Source organism: Yersinia thracica (genome assembly GCF_902170565.1).
Taxonomy (GTDB): domain Bacteria; phylum Pseudomonadota; class Gammaproteobacteria; order Enterobacterales; family Enterobacteriaceae; genus Yersinia; species Yersinia thracica.
In genome coordinates this window covers 1-12566 of record NZ_CABHXX010000032.1, presented here as the reverse complement: position 1 = coordinate 12566, position 12566 = coordinate 1, and the positions used below count along the sequence as shown (strand labels likewise).

Sequence of the window (12566 nt, the reverse complement as noted above, 5' to 3'; positions counted from 1 at the left end):
TTGGGTGTAAGTCAATACGCCAACCCACTGATAACACTCGCCAGCCGGTCGAAAAACTCGCCAAACAGATGCTCGGTAAAAGGGGCTAACAGAGGCATGGTTAAGCCCAACGAAATAATACCGACCGTCAATGTCAGCGGGAAACCTATAACGAAAACAGAAAGTTGTGGCGTCATGCGGTTAAGCATACCTAATGCCATATTCAGGGTGAGTAGCAGGGTAATCAGTGGCAAGGCTAGCATCAGCCCATTCATAAAGATCAATGAACCGGCCTGTGCTAATGCCAGAAAACCATTGCCATTCAGTGGCTCGAACTGAATCGGTAAAGTATGAAAACTGTCCGCTAATAAAGAAATCAGCCACAAATGGCCATCAAAGCTGAGAAATAACAGCATCGCCAATAAGTTTAACAACCGGGCGAGAACCGGCATGTTTGGCCCACCGGAAGGGTCAAAGAAGGTGGCGAAAGACAATCCCATTTGTAAACCAATCACTTCACCAGCCAGCCGGATAGCCGCGAAAGCAAACTGCATGGTCAAGCCGATAGCAACGCCAATCAATATCTGCTGACCCGCGACCCACACCGCACCGCTGGAGACGAGTGGAATATTGACCGGGGGCAGGGAGGGGGCAACCAGAAAGGTGATTAATACCGCCAAACCGACTTTGACTTTGCGATTTATCTGCTTTTCACTTAATACTGGCGCAGTAGTGATTAAGGCCAATATGCGGATCAATGGCCAGAAATACTGGCTGACCCAGACGCTGAGTTGAGTAGTATCAAGAGAGACCATGCTCAGCCAATCAACGTTGGCAGGCTGGTAAACAAATTACGCATATAGTCGAGGATCAAACTTAGCATCCACGGGCCTGCGATAACCAAAGTAGCGAAAACAGCCAGTATTTTAGGGATAAATGACAGTGTCATTTCATTAATTTGTGTCGCGGCCTGCAACAGACTGACAATTAAGCCGCTAATCAATGCCGCCAGTAATAATGGCGCGGCCAATGCAAGGGCGATTTTCATTGCCTCAACGCCGAGGGCCATTACCGATTCTGGTGTCATGATGTATCTACCTCAGCTATAAAAGCTTTGTGCCAGAGAACCCAGTAGCAACTGCCAGCCATCAACCAATACAAACAGCATCAACTTGAAAGGCAGCGAAATACTGGCGGGCGGCACCATCATCATCCCCAGGGCCATCAGCACACTGGCCACTACCAGGTCGATAATCAAAAACGGAATAAATACAGTAAAACCAATTTGGAAAGCGGTTTTCAGCTCACTGGTGACATAGGCGGGCAACAGAATGCGCATCGGCACCACTTCCGGCCCTTCCAATGGCGGCAGATTAGCTAGCCGGGCATACAGGGCAAGGTCAGTTTCGCGGGTCTGGCGTAACATAAATTCACGTAATGGTTGTGAGCCTTTATCCATCGCCACTTCCATACTTATCTTGTCCTGACTGAAGGGCAGATAAGCATCTTGATAAACCTTGTCAAACACCGGCGACATGATGAAAAACGTCAGAAACAGCGCTAAACCTAGCATCACTTGATTGGGGGGGGCAGAAGGGGTGCCTAATGCGTTGCGCAGCAAACCCAGCACAATAATGATGCGGGTAAAGCTGGTCATCATCAGCAATGCGGCGGGCAGAAAACTCAGCGTGGTGATAAAAACCAGCGTTTGTACTGGTAAAGACCAGCTTTGCCCACCGTTCGCCAACGGCTGGCTGATAATGCCCGGTAATTGAGCCAATGCCGCCGGAGAGCAGAGCAGGGCGAGCAGCAGCAAAGGGACTTTATTCATGAGCGGACGCAGAGACATCATGCCGATTTTTCCGGGTGTTTCAGGATCTTGTTCAATAGCTGGCGAAAATCAGCCGGTTTTCCTGTGTCAGATGACAGCGCGGTGCTGGTTTCGTCAACCGGAGGGCGTTCCAGTGTATGGAGCGGCGTCACTTGTTGGGCGGTGACACCTAATACCAACCAGGTGTTGTCCACTTCGACAATCACCACCCGCTCGCGCTGGCCGACCTGACAACTGGCCCGCACATTCAATAGCTTATTGTTGCGAGCTTGTGGCGCAAAACCACATCGGCGCACCAGCCAGGCGGCAAATAAAATCAACAGCAAAATCCCCCCCAGCACCGTGCCGACTTGGGTCAACACTGAGCCTGCGGGCATTGCCGGGGCTGTTTGTTGCGTGGCGGTGCCGGGGTGGCTGGCGGCAAACCCGGTGACGGGGGTTTGCGGCGAGGTCACCGGCGTATCCGTTGCTACTGAAGTCTTCGCCACCACCGGCGCAATAGCTGCCGATGTTGCTTCAGTTGCTGTTATTGCCACCCTTTGTGCTGCGGTCATTAGCGACTCAGACGACGCATACGTTCTGATGGGGTAATAATGTCAGTGATACGCACGCCGTATTTATCCGCGACCACCACGACTTCACCCTGTGCAATCAGGTAACCGTTAATCAGAATATCCAAAGGTTCGCCCGCCAGGCCATCGAGAGAAACCACTGAACCTTGAGACAGGCGCAGCAATTCTTTGATGGTCATTTTGGTGCGGCCCAGTTCGACGGTCAGTTTCACCGGAATATCGAGAATCAAATCGATATCTTGCAGGTTACCCAGTGCGTCGGGTGCTTCCAGTGATTTAAATACGCCTTCGGTAGTGGCCGCTGGCTTCTCCGCTGCCTGTTGCTCATTAAACGCATCAGCCCACAGGTCATCCACGGATTCCTTTCCATCATCAGACGGAAACTTAGGGTCACTCATTGGGCTGTTCCTCATTCAGAGCATTCAAAATAGGGTTAATCAAATGTTCAACACGTAGGGCATATTGCCCGTTTAATGTCCCGTACTGACTGGTCAGCACCGGCACGCCGTCGACATGCGCAATCAGTCGCTCAGGTTTATCTATGGGTAACACATCCCCCGGCTGTAGCTTGAGTATCTGCGACAATCTCAGCGGGATATCAACAAAATTAGCCACCAGCTCCAGCTCAGAGTGCTGAACTTGCTTGACCAGCGTTTCACGCCAATGGCTGTCTTCCTGACGGGAGTTTTCCAGTGGTGGGTTGGTTAGCAGTTCGCGCAATGGCTCAATCATGGCAAACGGAATACAGATATTAAACTCTCCACTCAACGCGCCGATTTCCACCTGGAAAGGGGTCGTGACCACGATGTCGTTGGGGGAGGTGGTGATATTGGTGAATTTCACCTGTATTTCAGAGCGGACATATTCCACATCAATTTTATAGATGGGAGCCCAGGCATCACGATATGCATCCAGCGCTAGCCGTAGCATCCGGTTAATCACGCGTTGTTCTGTGTGGGTAAACTCGCGCCCTTCTACTTTTGTCGGGAAGCGGCCATCACCACCAAACAAGTTATCAACGGCAATAAACACCAGACTCGGGGCGAAAACAAACAGCGCTGTCCCACGTAATGGTTTCAAATGTATCAAGTTGAGGTTGGTTGGCACCGGCAAGTTGCGGGCAAAATCATGATATGGCTGGATTTTTATCGGGCCAACCGTAATGTCCGGGCTGCGGCGCAACAGGTTAAACAGCCCCATCCGGAACTGACGGGCAAACCGCTCATTGATTATCTCCAGCGCATGTAGGCGCTCACGCACCACACGTCGCTGGGTCGTCGGGTCATAAGGCTTAACGTCTGTCTCGTTGCCAGTGACCGCTTCGGGTTCATCACCCCCGCTGTCACCGTTTAACAGTGCGTCAATCTCTGCTTGTGAAAGAATGCTATCGCCCATAATGATTATCGCAATATAAATGCGGTAAACAGCACATCGCTGACTACCTGATTAGGTTGACCTTTAACCATTGGCGGGCTAAGAACGTTTTTAATTTCACCGACTAAGCGCTGCTTGCCCTCTTCGTTCGCCAGACTATCAGCGGATTGACGGGAGAGCAGTAACAGTAACCGGCTGCGCACTTCCGGCAGATAGTCATTGAGTTTTGCACGCGTGCTGTCGTCGGGGAGCCTTAACGTTAATCCGATATACAGCACACGATCCAGATTATTATCCGGCGTGATTAGATTGACCGTAAAGGTCTCCAAGGGCATGAACACCGGGATGACAGGAGCGACTTTCGCTGTGGTTGGTTGACTCTTATTGAGTGCCCACCAGCTATAACCGCCACCCGCAGTTGCTGCCACCGCAATCAGCACCAGCAGGATCACCCAGATTGAACTCTTACGCTTGGCCGGGAAGGTATTTTGAGACATGGAGAAGGCAAATTCCTGTTTTGGTATCAAACCGGTGGATCACAATATACCCGTCAGACTTCAAGCTGCATGTGCGTTGGCCGCTTTCCTGCAACTCGAATTATTTTGGGTATAACAGCCTGGGGCCACTGACACCAAGCTATCCGAATTATTACTGATGATTATCCCGCTTATCCTTAATCCCAATAGGCAGAATAGGTGGAGAAAAACGGCCTAGCTTGCCCGTTTGTTCCCGTTTGGCGAAATTAACAGCGCCTTTTAGGCGAAAATATCAACGCCACCATTGCCATTGGCCAGAGCTTGCAATGCGGCTGGTGTGACCAGCGGTGTGCTCACCTGTGCTTCGCCAGAGGCGACTTCACCATAAGCTGGCTGACCGCGCGAGGCGAAATCTTGCTGATTTTGCTGGCTCTGTTGCTGTGCTTGTTGCCATTGACCTTCACTGCCGACACTACTTTGGCCTAACTGAATACCACTTTCGGCCAAAGCGGTGCGTAAGCTTGGCATGGCGGCTTCAATCGCGGCCCGAACCTGGCTATGAGCTGAAACGAAGTGTAATTGTGCTTGCTTATCTTCTATTTTTAGACTGATTTGCAATGCACCCAATTCTTGCGGGTTCAGCCGCAACTCGGCGTTTTGTTGCCCATTGCGGCTGAACATAATCACTTGTTGCCCAAGTGATTGTTGCCATTCTTGACTGCCCAGTTGCGCACTTAAATAACCACTGACGGGCGCACTGATATGGGCGCTGGCGGTCGTCGGCAGAACAGGGCTGGATACCGGGGGAAGAGAATGGGTCAGGGTAGCTGAATTGACCAAGGTTTTATCCACCGCAGCGGCGATGGTTTCAGCTTGTGCTGCCAGTGGCGCGGTTTTCGCATTGAGCGTGCTGGTGTCAGCATCTTTCCCGCTCAACGGGGCCAACTTATCCGATGAAGCCGTTATTTTTGTTTTCGTGGCTACCCCCGCTAATACATCGTCACTGTTTATGGTTTTATCATTTTTCATACTGCCCAGGGTGCCACCCATCAGTGCGGCTAAACCTTTATCTTGTGAGGTCAGACTGGTGAGAGTGGAAATATCTTGCCTGGCTGCTGTTTTATTGTTCGTCAGGCCGTTGGTATCAGTCAGGGGGGCTTTTTGCCCGCTCAATGTGTTAGCCACTTGATGCGGCAACATTGCCAACAAGGTTTGTAATGCGGCGGGGTCGACTTTATCGTGAGTTTTATCACTGGCACTATCCGGCTTACCGCTGTCATTGATGGTGGTTTTCTTAATGCCCGCGGCATCGCCAGTTTGTCCTGCATGGGTTAAACCCGCTGGTAGCGTAGCACTGATATCTCCCAATGCGGCCAACAACTGATTCAACTTGCTGTTACCGGCGGTTGATTGACTACTGTCAACTTCAGGGGTGATGTCAGTCGCCGCGGCTAAAGATGATTTCAGGGTTGAAGCATCCAGGGCGGTGAGTTCTTTCCCCAGCTGGTCACCCAAAAGTTTGGCAAAATCGGCCGGTAATCCCGCGTCGGTAAACAGCGCGGCAATAGATGTCGAGGATGCTGCGCCCTCGGCTTCACTTGCAGTGATAGCAGTAGGCAAGAGAGATAGATTCATGAATGTAGACTCCTTTGTGAGGCGCGCTGGGCGAACTCATCCATCAGTTTTTGATCCAAACGGTTCTCGTGCAAACGTGCGGTGGTTTCAGCTCGCTCGTTCAGCGTTTCAAATGCATTTAACCGCTGTTGCTTTTCTTGCCAATGCTTCACTGCTTGTTCAACTTTTACATTCCACTGGGCCAACTGATGACGATGTTGCTCAATAGCTTGCTCCAATGTTTGAATAAATTGCTGATAATTTTGCCAACTGGAGGAGGCCATGCCATGACTCAGCGTGTCATTCAGCCGCACCCGATATTCATCCTGATAAGACAGCAACATACTCAGTTGCTGCTCAGCATTCTGATAAGACAAGCGAACCTGCCCCAATTGGGTCGTTGCCTGTTCGACCGCCTTTTGAGCCAGGTCGCGCAGGGTGATGAGAGGTGACTGACTTTTCATCGTATTCCTCAATGCCCTTCGTGCTTAACGCCGCAGGGTTGTTAGCTACGTTCACTTACCCGAATCACTGACGAGAGTCAGCTCATCGGGGTGCTTTCTCTTGCTGCCTACCTGCAACGCTAATCACTTGGGCATACATTGGGTGCTTAACGCCGCAGGGTTGTTAGCTACGTTCACTTACCCGAATCACTGACGAGAGTCAGCTCATCGGGGTGCTTTCTCTTGCTGCCTACCTGCAACGCTAATCACTTGGGCATACATTGGGTGCTTAACGCCGCAGGGTTGTTAGCTACGTTCACTTACCCGAATCACTGACGAGAGTCAGCTCATCGGGGTGCTTTCTCTTGCTGCCTACCTGCAACGCTAATCACTTGGGCATACATTGGGTGCTTGACGCCGCAGGGTTGTTAGCGATTAACCCGGGAACAGGCTCTTCAGATGCTGGCAGGCATCTTCGTAACTGCTGCGTTCATACATACCTTGCTGCAAGAAGATTTCCATTTGCGGGTAGAGGGCGATGGCCTTATCCAACAAGGGGTCGCTACCGGCGGCATAGGCCCCGACGCTGACCAAATCGCGGTTGCGCTGGAAACTGGCAAGTAACTGTTTAAATTGGCGAACTTTACTGTAGTGATTCTCATCAATCAGTGAGGTCATCGCTCGGCTGATAGAGGCTTCGATATCAATGGCGGGATAATGACCGGATTCTGCCAAACGGCGAGATAACACCACATGACCATCGAGAATGGCGCGTGCGGAGTCGGCAATCGGGTCTTGCTGATCATCGCCCTCGGTCAGTACCGTATAAAATGCGGTAATCGAGCCGCCGCCAGACACGCCGTTACCCGCGCGTTCAACCAGTGCCGGTAATTTGGCGAATACGGAGGGTGGATAACCTTTGGTTGCCGGAGGTTCGCCGATTGCCAGTGCTATCTCGCGTTGTGCCATGGCGTAGCGCGTCAGGGAATCCATGATGAGTAACACATGCTGGCCACGGTCGCGGAAATCTTCTGCAATACGGGTGGCATAGGCTGCGCCTTGCATACGCAGCAACGGCGATACGTCAGCGGGGGCGGCGATAACCACCGAGCGGGCGCGCCCCTCGGTACCTAAAATATTCTCGATAAAATCTTTAACTTCACGGCCACGTTCACCGATAAGCCCAACCACAATGACATCCGCTTGGGTGTAGCGGGCCATCATGCCCAACAAGACACTTTTCCCCACCCCGGAACCGGCGAACAACCCCATACGCTGCCCTCGGCCGACCGTCAGCAGGGCATTAATAGTGCGCACGCCAACATCCAAAACCTGTTCAATCGCGGTTCGTTGTAATGGGTTGATGGGAGGTGTCATCAGCGGGGCCCGATAACCGGTTTCCGGTGCAGGTAAGCCGTCAAGTGGTTTGGCGCTGCCATCTAATACTCGCCCCAGTAATTCTGGGCCGAGTGGCAACTGTTTACTGGCAGAAGCCCCGCCGGTGGTGATGCGGGCATAAACTCGGGCGCCGGGCACAATCCCCTCGACCTCTTCCAACGGCATCAAAAACAGACGCTGGCCGTTAAAACCCACCACTTCGCTCTCAACTTCTTGAACTTCACCGTTATCATGGCGTTCAATCAGGCAGGTTGCACCGAGGGGAAGTTGCAAACCGGTGGCTTCCAGCACCAGGCCGGTGGCGCGCGTCAACCGCCCGTAACGGCGAATGGTGGTTGATTGGCTGATACGCTCTTCGAACTTGTCTAAAGAGGTAAGCCAGCGGCCAAGGCGGGCGGTCATCATAATTCTCCTGGTGCTGCCAGACGGCATAGCTCATGCCAGCGCGTCGCCAGGCTGGCATCTAAATCACCTTCTTCGGCGCTGACTTTGCATCCGCCGGGGTGAATTTGACTATCACCCAATAAGCGCCAGCCATGCAGACTCAACGTCGAGCCTAAGCGCTGTTCCACCACGGCCAAATCATTCGGATTCACCCGTAATTGTGGTTTACCGGCAAACATCGGCTCTTGTTGAATCATTTGCTGGATTTGAGCCAGCAACGCGGTGCCATCGCAAATTGCCGGTTGCCCCAGAATCTGTTTTGCTGCCGCCAAGGCCATTTGCATTAATCGCGAGGCAATCACACTGTCCAGCGCATCCAGGGTGTTTTGAAAATCATCGACTAGGGTTTGCCAGTGCGCGGTGATCGGCGCCAACTGTTTCTCGGCATCTGCCAGCGCTTGCTGATGCCCCTCTTCCAGACCGGTTTGGTAACCTTTATCCAAGCCCTCTTGCAACCCTTTGGCAAACCCTTGCTGACGGCCCTGTTTCTCGGCTTCGAGTTGCAAGTTTATCAGTGTTTGTTGTTCATCACTTTCCGTTGGCGCGGTATCCGCTCTTGGCTCATCAGTAAACAACATACTGATATCTGGCGGCGCAGTGGCAGCGGTAGGTTCTGGTTGGCTGGCAAAGTCATTCAGTGACCAGGGCTGCCAGGGCAGGGCATTAATCCTATCAGACATAGATATCCTCGCCGCCACCGATGACTATCTCGCCGCTTTCCGCCAAACGACGGACAATCAGCAAGATGGCTTTCTGTTCGTTCTCGACCAGTGACATCCGCACCGGCCCACGGGTGGCCAGATCGTCGCGCAGAATTTCTGCCGCACGCAGTGACATATTGCTGAGGAAGCGCTCGCGCAGCGCCTGATCGGCACCTTTCAAGGCAATCAACAGCGATTCGTTGTCGATTTCTTGCAGTAAACGCTGGATGCTGCGGTCGTCGACACTGACCAGATTCTCGAACAGGAACATTTCGTCGATAATTTTCTGTGCCAGCTCGCCGTCGTATTCGCGTACTGCGTCCATAACGGTTTCTTCCTGCTGGCTTTTCATCAGGTTGATAATCTCGGCCGCAGTGCGGATACCGCCCATTTTGCTGCGTTTGAGATTTTGGCCATCGAGCAAGTTGTTCAACACTTCGGTCAATTCAGCCAACGCAGCGGGTTGAACCCCACCGAAGGTGGCAATACGCAGCATGACATCGTTGCGCAGACGCTCGTCGAACAGTGCCAGAATATCGGCCGCTTGAGCGCGCTTCAGGTGAACCAGAATAGTGGCGATAATCTGCGGATGTTCGTCGCGGATCAGGTCGGCCGCCATCTGCGGCTCCATAAAGTTGAGAGTTTCCATGCCGCTGGTGGTTTCGCGTGATTCCAGAATGTCTTCTAACAAGCTGGATGCACGTTCTTCACCCAATGCTTTTATCAGCACCGAGCGCAGATAATCGCTGGCATTGACACTCAGAGCAGCATATTGCTCGGCATCGTCTTCAAACTCAGCCAATACATCAACCAACTGTTGGTGAGAAACCTGCCGCATACTGGCCATGGTGGTGCTGAGTTGCTGCACTTCGCGCGAGGAAAGGTGTTTGAATACCTCTGCGGCATGGTCTTCGCCCAGTGTCATCAGCATGATGGCGCTTTTTTCAGTTCCGGTCAGGCTCATTGGTCGTTACTCATCCATTGACGGATAACCAGCGCGACAACACGTGGGTCTTTATCCGCAAGTTCGCGTATACGCTGGGCCTGAACTTCAGCACTCACTCGTTGCTGATTTTTCTTACGCAGGGCCAGCTCTTCTTTAGTTTGTTTCGCTGTTTCAGACGCTTGCGCGGTCTGTACAATGCTATTGACCGACGCCGTTGCTTTATCCGCTACTTGTTTTTTCTCCATCAATGGGCGTACCAGTTTGCGCCATAAGATCCACGCGACCAGTAAGATGAGCAAATAGCGACCAATATTAAGCAATTGATCAAAGAACGACTGTTGCTGCCAGAATGGCAGGTTGCTGCCGGTATCTTCGCCAGTGGCACTAAATGGCGTATTGACCACATTGAGAGTGTCGCCACGGTCAGTGGAGAAGCCCATGGCCTCGCGCGTCAGTGATTCCACCTGCGCTAATTGCTCTTTGCTCAGCGCAATAGGTTTGCCCGCTTTATCCATGCCGTAATTGACGACCACGGCGACGGAGAGGCGCTTCACCATACCTGCTTGTTGCTGGGTGTGGCGGATAGTGCGGTCAACTTCGAAGTTAGTGGTTTGGTCGTGGCGGCTATTACTTGAAGTCGCAGTCTGTTTAGCTGCAGTAGTGGTCGCCGCCGGGCGGTTCGCTGCATTGGCGGTATTCGCAGCCGCACCGGCACCCGCTGCAGGAGTCGCTGGAGGCACTTCAATGGGTGCTACTGGGGTTATTGGCGGTTGATTGGACAACGCCCCCGGAACACCGCCGACATTGGTGCCGCCCAGTTGTTCGCTGGTACTGACTTGCTGAGAGCGTACCGCCCCTTGGTTGGCGGCCTGATTCGGTTTGTACTCTTCATCAGTCTGTTCACGGCTGGCAAAATCAACTTGCGCAGTGACTTGCGCATGAATATTACCGCTACCCACCATCGGTGCCAGGATAGTTTCAATGCGGCGCTGGAAGCGGTTTTCCACTTCATTAGTAAATTTAAGTTGTGCCGCATTTAAGTCGCGGCCCGCGCTATCAGATTGCGTTAGCAAACGGCCAGTTTGATCGACCACAGTGACACTTGCAGGGGGTAAACCCGCCACACTGCTGGAAACCATGTAGACGATGGCATTGATTTGACCATCATCAAGTACACGGCCAGGTTGCAAGGCGAGTGTGACAGAGGCGGTTGGCGATTTTTGCTCACGAACAAATAGCGAGGGTTTCGGCATCGCTAAATGTACCCGGACATTCAGTACCGGGCCAAGTGTGCCGATAGTTCGGGCGAGTTCACCTTCCAGTGCCCGCTGATAGTTGACTTGCTCGCTGAATTGGCTGATGCCAAATTTTTCCTGATCCAGCAGCTCAAAACCGACGGCACCACCTTTAGGTAAACCTTGTTGTGCCAGACGCAGACGAGTTTCATGCACTTTATCTGCCGGGATCAACAGCGCTCCGCCATTATCCGCGAAACGATAGGGAATATTCAGTTGCGTCAATTGCGTGACGATATCACCGCCATCACGATCACTCAGGTTGCTATAAAGGACGCGATAATCTGGACTTTTAGCCCATAACATCAGCGCGACAATAATAGCGATGGCCGCAGCCGCTGCAATCAACAGTGGGATTTTCGGATTCGCGCGTAGGCGTGCCAGTGTCGTCGTAAAGTTATTCTCACGATTTTCACCGCCAGTTATCGAGGCATTCATACACGTCCTTGGCCAAGCTGAACAACGTTTGAGTTAGTATTTTTTATGTAACTAATGTGTTGGAACAAAACAGACTCCCAAGTGCTGTGAGCGATAACGCATCAATAGCTGATATCCCTTTTATACTCGTCATACTTCAAGCCGCATGCGCGTTGGCCGCGCTCGTTACTCGGCCCGTCCATGGGCCTCGCCTCTGCGAGGCCGCTGCAAACAGCGTTCAAATCTGCTCCTGGCAGATTTGTCACCCGAATCACTTACTACAGTAAGCTTATCGGGATTAATGAGCTTCATCCTTGAGGCTCACCCTGCGGGCTAGCATAAATGCTGTTCAAATCGGTTCCCGACCGATTTGTCTCTCCCTTGCCGCCTTCCTGCAACTCGAATTATTTAGACTATATCGGCATGCCATTATTTGCTGTAAGTGGAAATTTGATGGCTCAATAAGCCGGTATTTTTGGGCCTATTTAGCCGCTTTAGCGCAAAAATGATGTGTTAGGGTGTCATCCTGAAAAAAGTAATACCTGCTGGATGGCAAATATCCGCATTAACGCGCCTATTTGCCACGCAGTTATTGGCCTACTGACGCATTTTTGGGGATGAGCATGTCTGTTCAAGGTATTGAAGGGGTTTTACAGCAATTGCAGGTGACTGCATTGCAAGCATCGGGTTCAGTAAGAACACTGCCAGCTGAAGCCGGTTTTGCCAGCGAATTAAAAGCGGCTATTGGTAAAATCAGTGAAAACCAGCAGACAGCCCGTACTCTGGGGCAGAATTTTGAATTAGGTGTGCCCGGTGTTGGCCTTAATGATGTGATGGTGAATATGCAAAAATCATCTGTCTCTTTACAGCTCGGCATCCAAGTGCGTAATAAGCTGGTAGCTGCTTATCAAGACGTGATGAATATGGGGGTGTGAGTGGGTAATGTTATTGAATTATATAGTAAAAACCACTATCCAATTTTCTTGTGGGGCATGAGTGTGTCAATTATGGTCTAAAAATGAGCCACAGTTATGCTTTAAAAGTGCGCCACTTTAAGACCGGTTTTTGAACCTAAA

At 51.8% G+C, this 12566-nt stretch carries 14 protein-coding genes; 1 reads left to right on the top strand and 13 read right to left on the bottom strand.

Features of this window, described 5'->3' with window-relative positions; translation table 11 throughout:
* Window positions 1-11 precede the first annotated feature (11 nt).
* From fliR to fliF, 13 genes are all read right to left on the bottom strand, one after another.
* Entirely contained in the window at window positions 12-794 is a 783-nt protein-coding gene (fliR, locus tag FTA91_RS04905; protein ID WP_050114396.1) for a flagellar biosynthetic protein FliR, read from the bottom strand.
* 2 nt (window positions 795-796) lie between these two features.
* A complete protein-coding gene (gene fliQ, locus FTA91_RS04900; RefSeq protein ID WP_004392156.1) occupies window positions 797-1066 on the bottom strand; it encodes a flagellar biosynthesis protein FliQ in 270 nt (89 codons plus the stop codon).
* A gap of 12 nt (window positions 1067-1078) precedes the next feature.
* On the bottom strand, window positions 1079-1831 hold the full coding sequence (gene fliP / locus FTA91_RS04895; protein ID WP_038633743.1) for a flagellar type III secretion system pore protein FliP: 753 nt from the start codon (window positions 1829-1831) through the stop codon (window positions 1079-1081).
* Window positions 1828-2364 carry a flagellar biosynthetic protein FliO gene (gene fliO, locus FTA91_RS04890; protein ID WP_050114395.1) on the bottom strand — a complete coding sequence of 179 codons (537 nt, stop codon included), beginning with the start codon at window positions 2362-2364 and terminating at the stop codon, window positions 1828-1830. The genes fliP and fliO overlap by 4 nt, the downstream gene beginning before the upstream one ends.
* On the bottom strand, window positions 2364-2780 hold the full coding sequence (fliN, locus tag FTA91_RS04885; protein ID WP_050114394.1) for a flagellar motor switch protein FliN: 417 nt from the start codon (window positions 2778-2780) through the stop codon (window positions 2364-2366). Before fliN ends, fliO begins: the two co-directional genes overlap by 1 nt.
* The gene (gene fliM, locus FTA91_RS04880; RefSeq protein WP_038633734.1) at window positions 2773-3777 is read right to left on the bottom strand and encodes a flagellar motor switch protein FliM; all 1005 of its coding nucleotides are present in this window, start codon (window positions 3775-3777) and stop codon (window positions 2773-2775) included. The genes fliN and fliM overlap by 8 nt, the downstream gene beginning before the upstream one ends.
* Before the next feature lie 5 nt (window positions 3778-3782).
* Window positions 3783-4253 carry a flagellar basal body-associated protein FliL gene (gene fliL, locus FTA91_RS04875; RefSeq protein ID WP_049556569.1) on the bottom strand — a complete coding sequence of 157 codons (471 nt, stop codon included), beginning with the start codon at window positions 4251-4253 and terminating at the stop codon, window positions 3783-3785.
* 258 nt (window positions 4254-4511) lie between these two features.
* Complete coding sequence (locus FTA91_RS04870; protein WP_186377340.1) at window positions 4512-5867, bottom strand: flagellar hook-length control protein FliK; 1356 nt, start codon at window positions 5865-5867, stop codon at window positions 4512-4514.
* Window positions 5864-6310 carry a flagellar export protein FliJ gene (fliJ, locus tag FTA91_RS04865; RefSeq protein ID WP_050114392.1) on the bottom strand — a complete coding sequence of 149 codons (447 nt, stop codon included), beginning with the start codon at window positions 6308-6310 and terminating at the stop codon, window positions 5864-5866. Before fliJ ends, FTA91_RS04870 begins: the two co-directional genes overlap by 4 nt.
* Before the next feature lie 414 nt (window positions 6311-6724).
* Window positions 6725-8089, bottom strand: a complete 1365-nt coding sequence (gene fliI, locus FTA91_RS04860; protein WP_050114391.1) for a flagellar protein export ATPase FliI — start codon at window positions 8087-8089, stop codon at window positions 6725-6727.
* Window positions 8089-8811 carry a flagellar assembly protein FliH gene (fliH, locus tag FTA91_RS04855; RefSeq protein ID WP_050114390.1) on the bottom strand — a complete coding sequence of 241 codons (723 nt, stop codon included), beginning with the start codon at window positions 8809-8811 and terminating at the stop codon, window positions 8089-8091. Before fliH ends, fliI begins: the two co-directional genes overlap by 1 nt.
* Complete coding sequence (fliG, locus tag FTA91_RS04850; protein WP_038633724.1) at window positions 8804-9796, bottom strand: flagellar motor switch protein FliG; 993 nt, start codon at window positions 9794-9796, stop codon at window positions 8804-8806. The genes fliH and fliG overlap by 8 nt, the downstream gene beginning before the upstream one ends.
* A complete protein-coding gene (gene fliF, locus FTA91_RS04845; RefSeq protein ID WP_145533832.1) occupies window positions 9793-11511 on the bottom strand; it encodes a flagellar basal-body MS-ring/collar protein FliF in 1719 nt (572 codons plus the stop codon). The genes fliG and fliF overlap by 4 nt, the downstream gene beginning before the upstream one ends.
* A 602-nt stretch (window positions 11512-12113) precedes the next feature.
* Between fliF and fliE the strand changes: the two genes are divergently transcribed.
* On the top strand, window positions 12114-12425 hold the full coding sequence (gene fliE, locus FTA91_RS04840) for a flagellar hook-basal body complex protein FliE (RefSeq protein ID WP_050114387.1): 312 nt from the start codon (window positions 12114-12116) through the stop codon (window positions 12423-12425).
* Window positions 12426-12566: the final 141 nt, after the last annotated feature.

Excerpts from the sequence above, each read along its gene's own strand:
- fliR (WP_050114396.1), bottom strand. The coding sequence starts at position 794 with ATGGTCTCTCTTGATACTACTCAACTCAGCGTCTGGGTCAGCCAGTAT.
- fliQ (WP_004392156.1), bottom strand. The coding sequence starts at position 1,066 with ATGACACCAGAATCGGTAATGGCCCTCGGCGTTGAGGCAATGAAAATC.
- fliP (WP_038633743.1), bottom strand. The coding sequence starts at position 1,831 with ATGATGTCTCTGCGTCCGCTCATGAATAAAGTCCCTTTGCTGCTGCTC.
- fliO (WP_050114395.1), bottom strand. The coding sequence starts at position 2,364 with ATGACCGCAGCACAAAGGGTGGCAATAACAGCAACTGAAGCAACATCG.
- fliN (WP_050114394.1), bottom strand. The coding sequence starts at position 2,780 with ATGAGTGACCCTAAGTTTCCGTCTGATGATGGAAAGGAATCCGTGGAT.
- fliM (WP_038633734.1), bottom strand. The coding sequence starts at position 3,777 with ATGGGCGATAGCATTCTTTCACAAGCAGAGATTGACGCACTGTTAAAC.
- fliL (WP_049556569.1), bottom strand. The coding sequence starts at position 4,253 with ATGTCTCAAAATACCTTCCCGGCCAAGCGTAAGAGTTCAATCTGGGTG.
- FTA91_RS04870 (WP_186377340.1), bottom strand. The coding sequence starts at position 5,867 with ATGAATCTATCTCTCTTGCCTACTGCTATCACTGCAAGTGAAGCCGAG.
- fliJ (WP_050114392.1), bottom strand. The coding sequence starts at position 6,310 with ATGAAAAGTCAGTCACCTCTCATCACCCTGCGCGACCTGGCTCAAAAG.
- fliI (WP_050114391.1), bottom strand. The coding sequence starts at position 8,089 with ATGACCGCCCGCCTTGGCCGCTGGCTTACCTCTTTAGACAAGTTCGAA.
- fliH (WP_050114390.1), bottom strand. The coding sequence starts at position 8,811 with ATGTCTGATAGGATTAATGCCCTGCCCTGGCAGCCCTGGTCACTGAAT.
- fliG (WP_038633724.1), bottom strand. The coding sequence starts at position 9,796 with ATGAGCCTGACCGGAACTGAAAAAAGCGCCATCATGCTGATGACACTG.
- fliF (WP_145533832.1), bottom strand. The coding sequence starts at position 11,511 with ATGAATGCCTCGATAACTGGCGGTGAAAATCGTGAGAATAACTTTACG.
- fliE (WP_050114387.1), top strand. The coding sequence starts at position 12,114 with ATGTCTGTTCAAGGTATTGAAGGGGTTTTACAGCAATTGCAGGTGACT.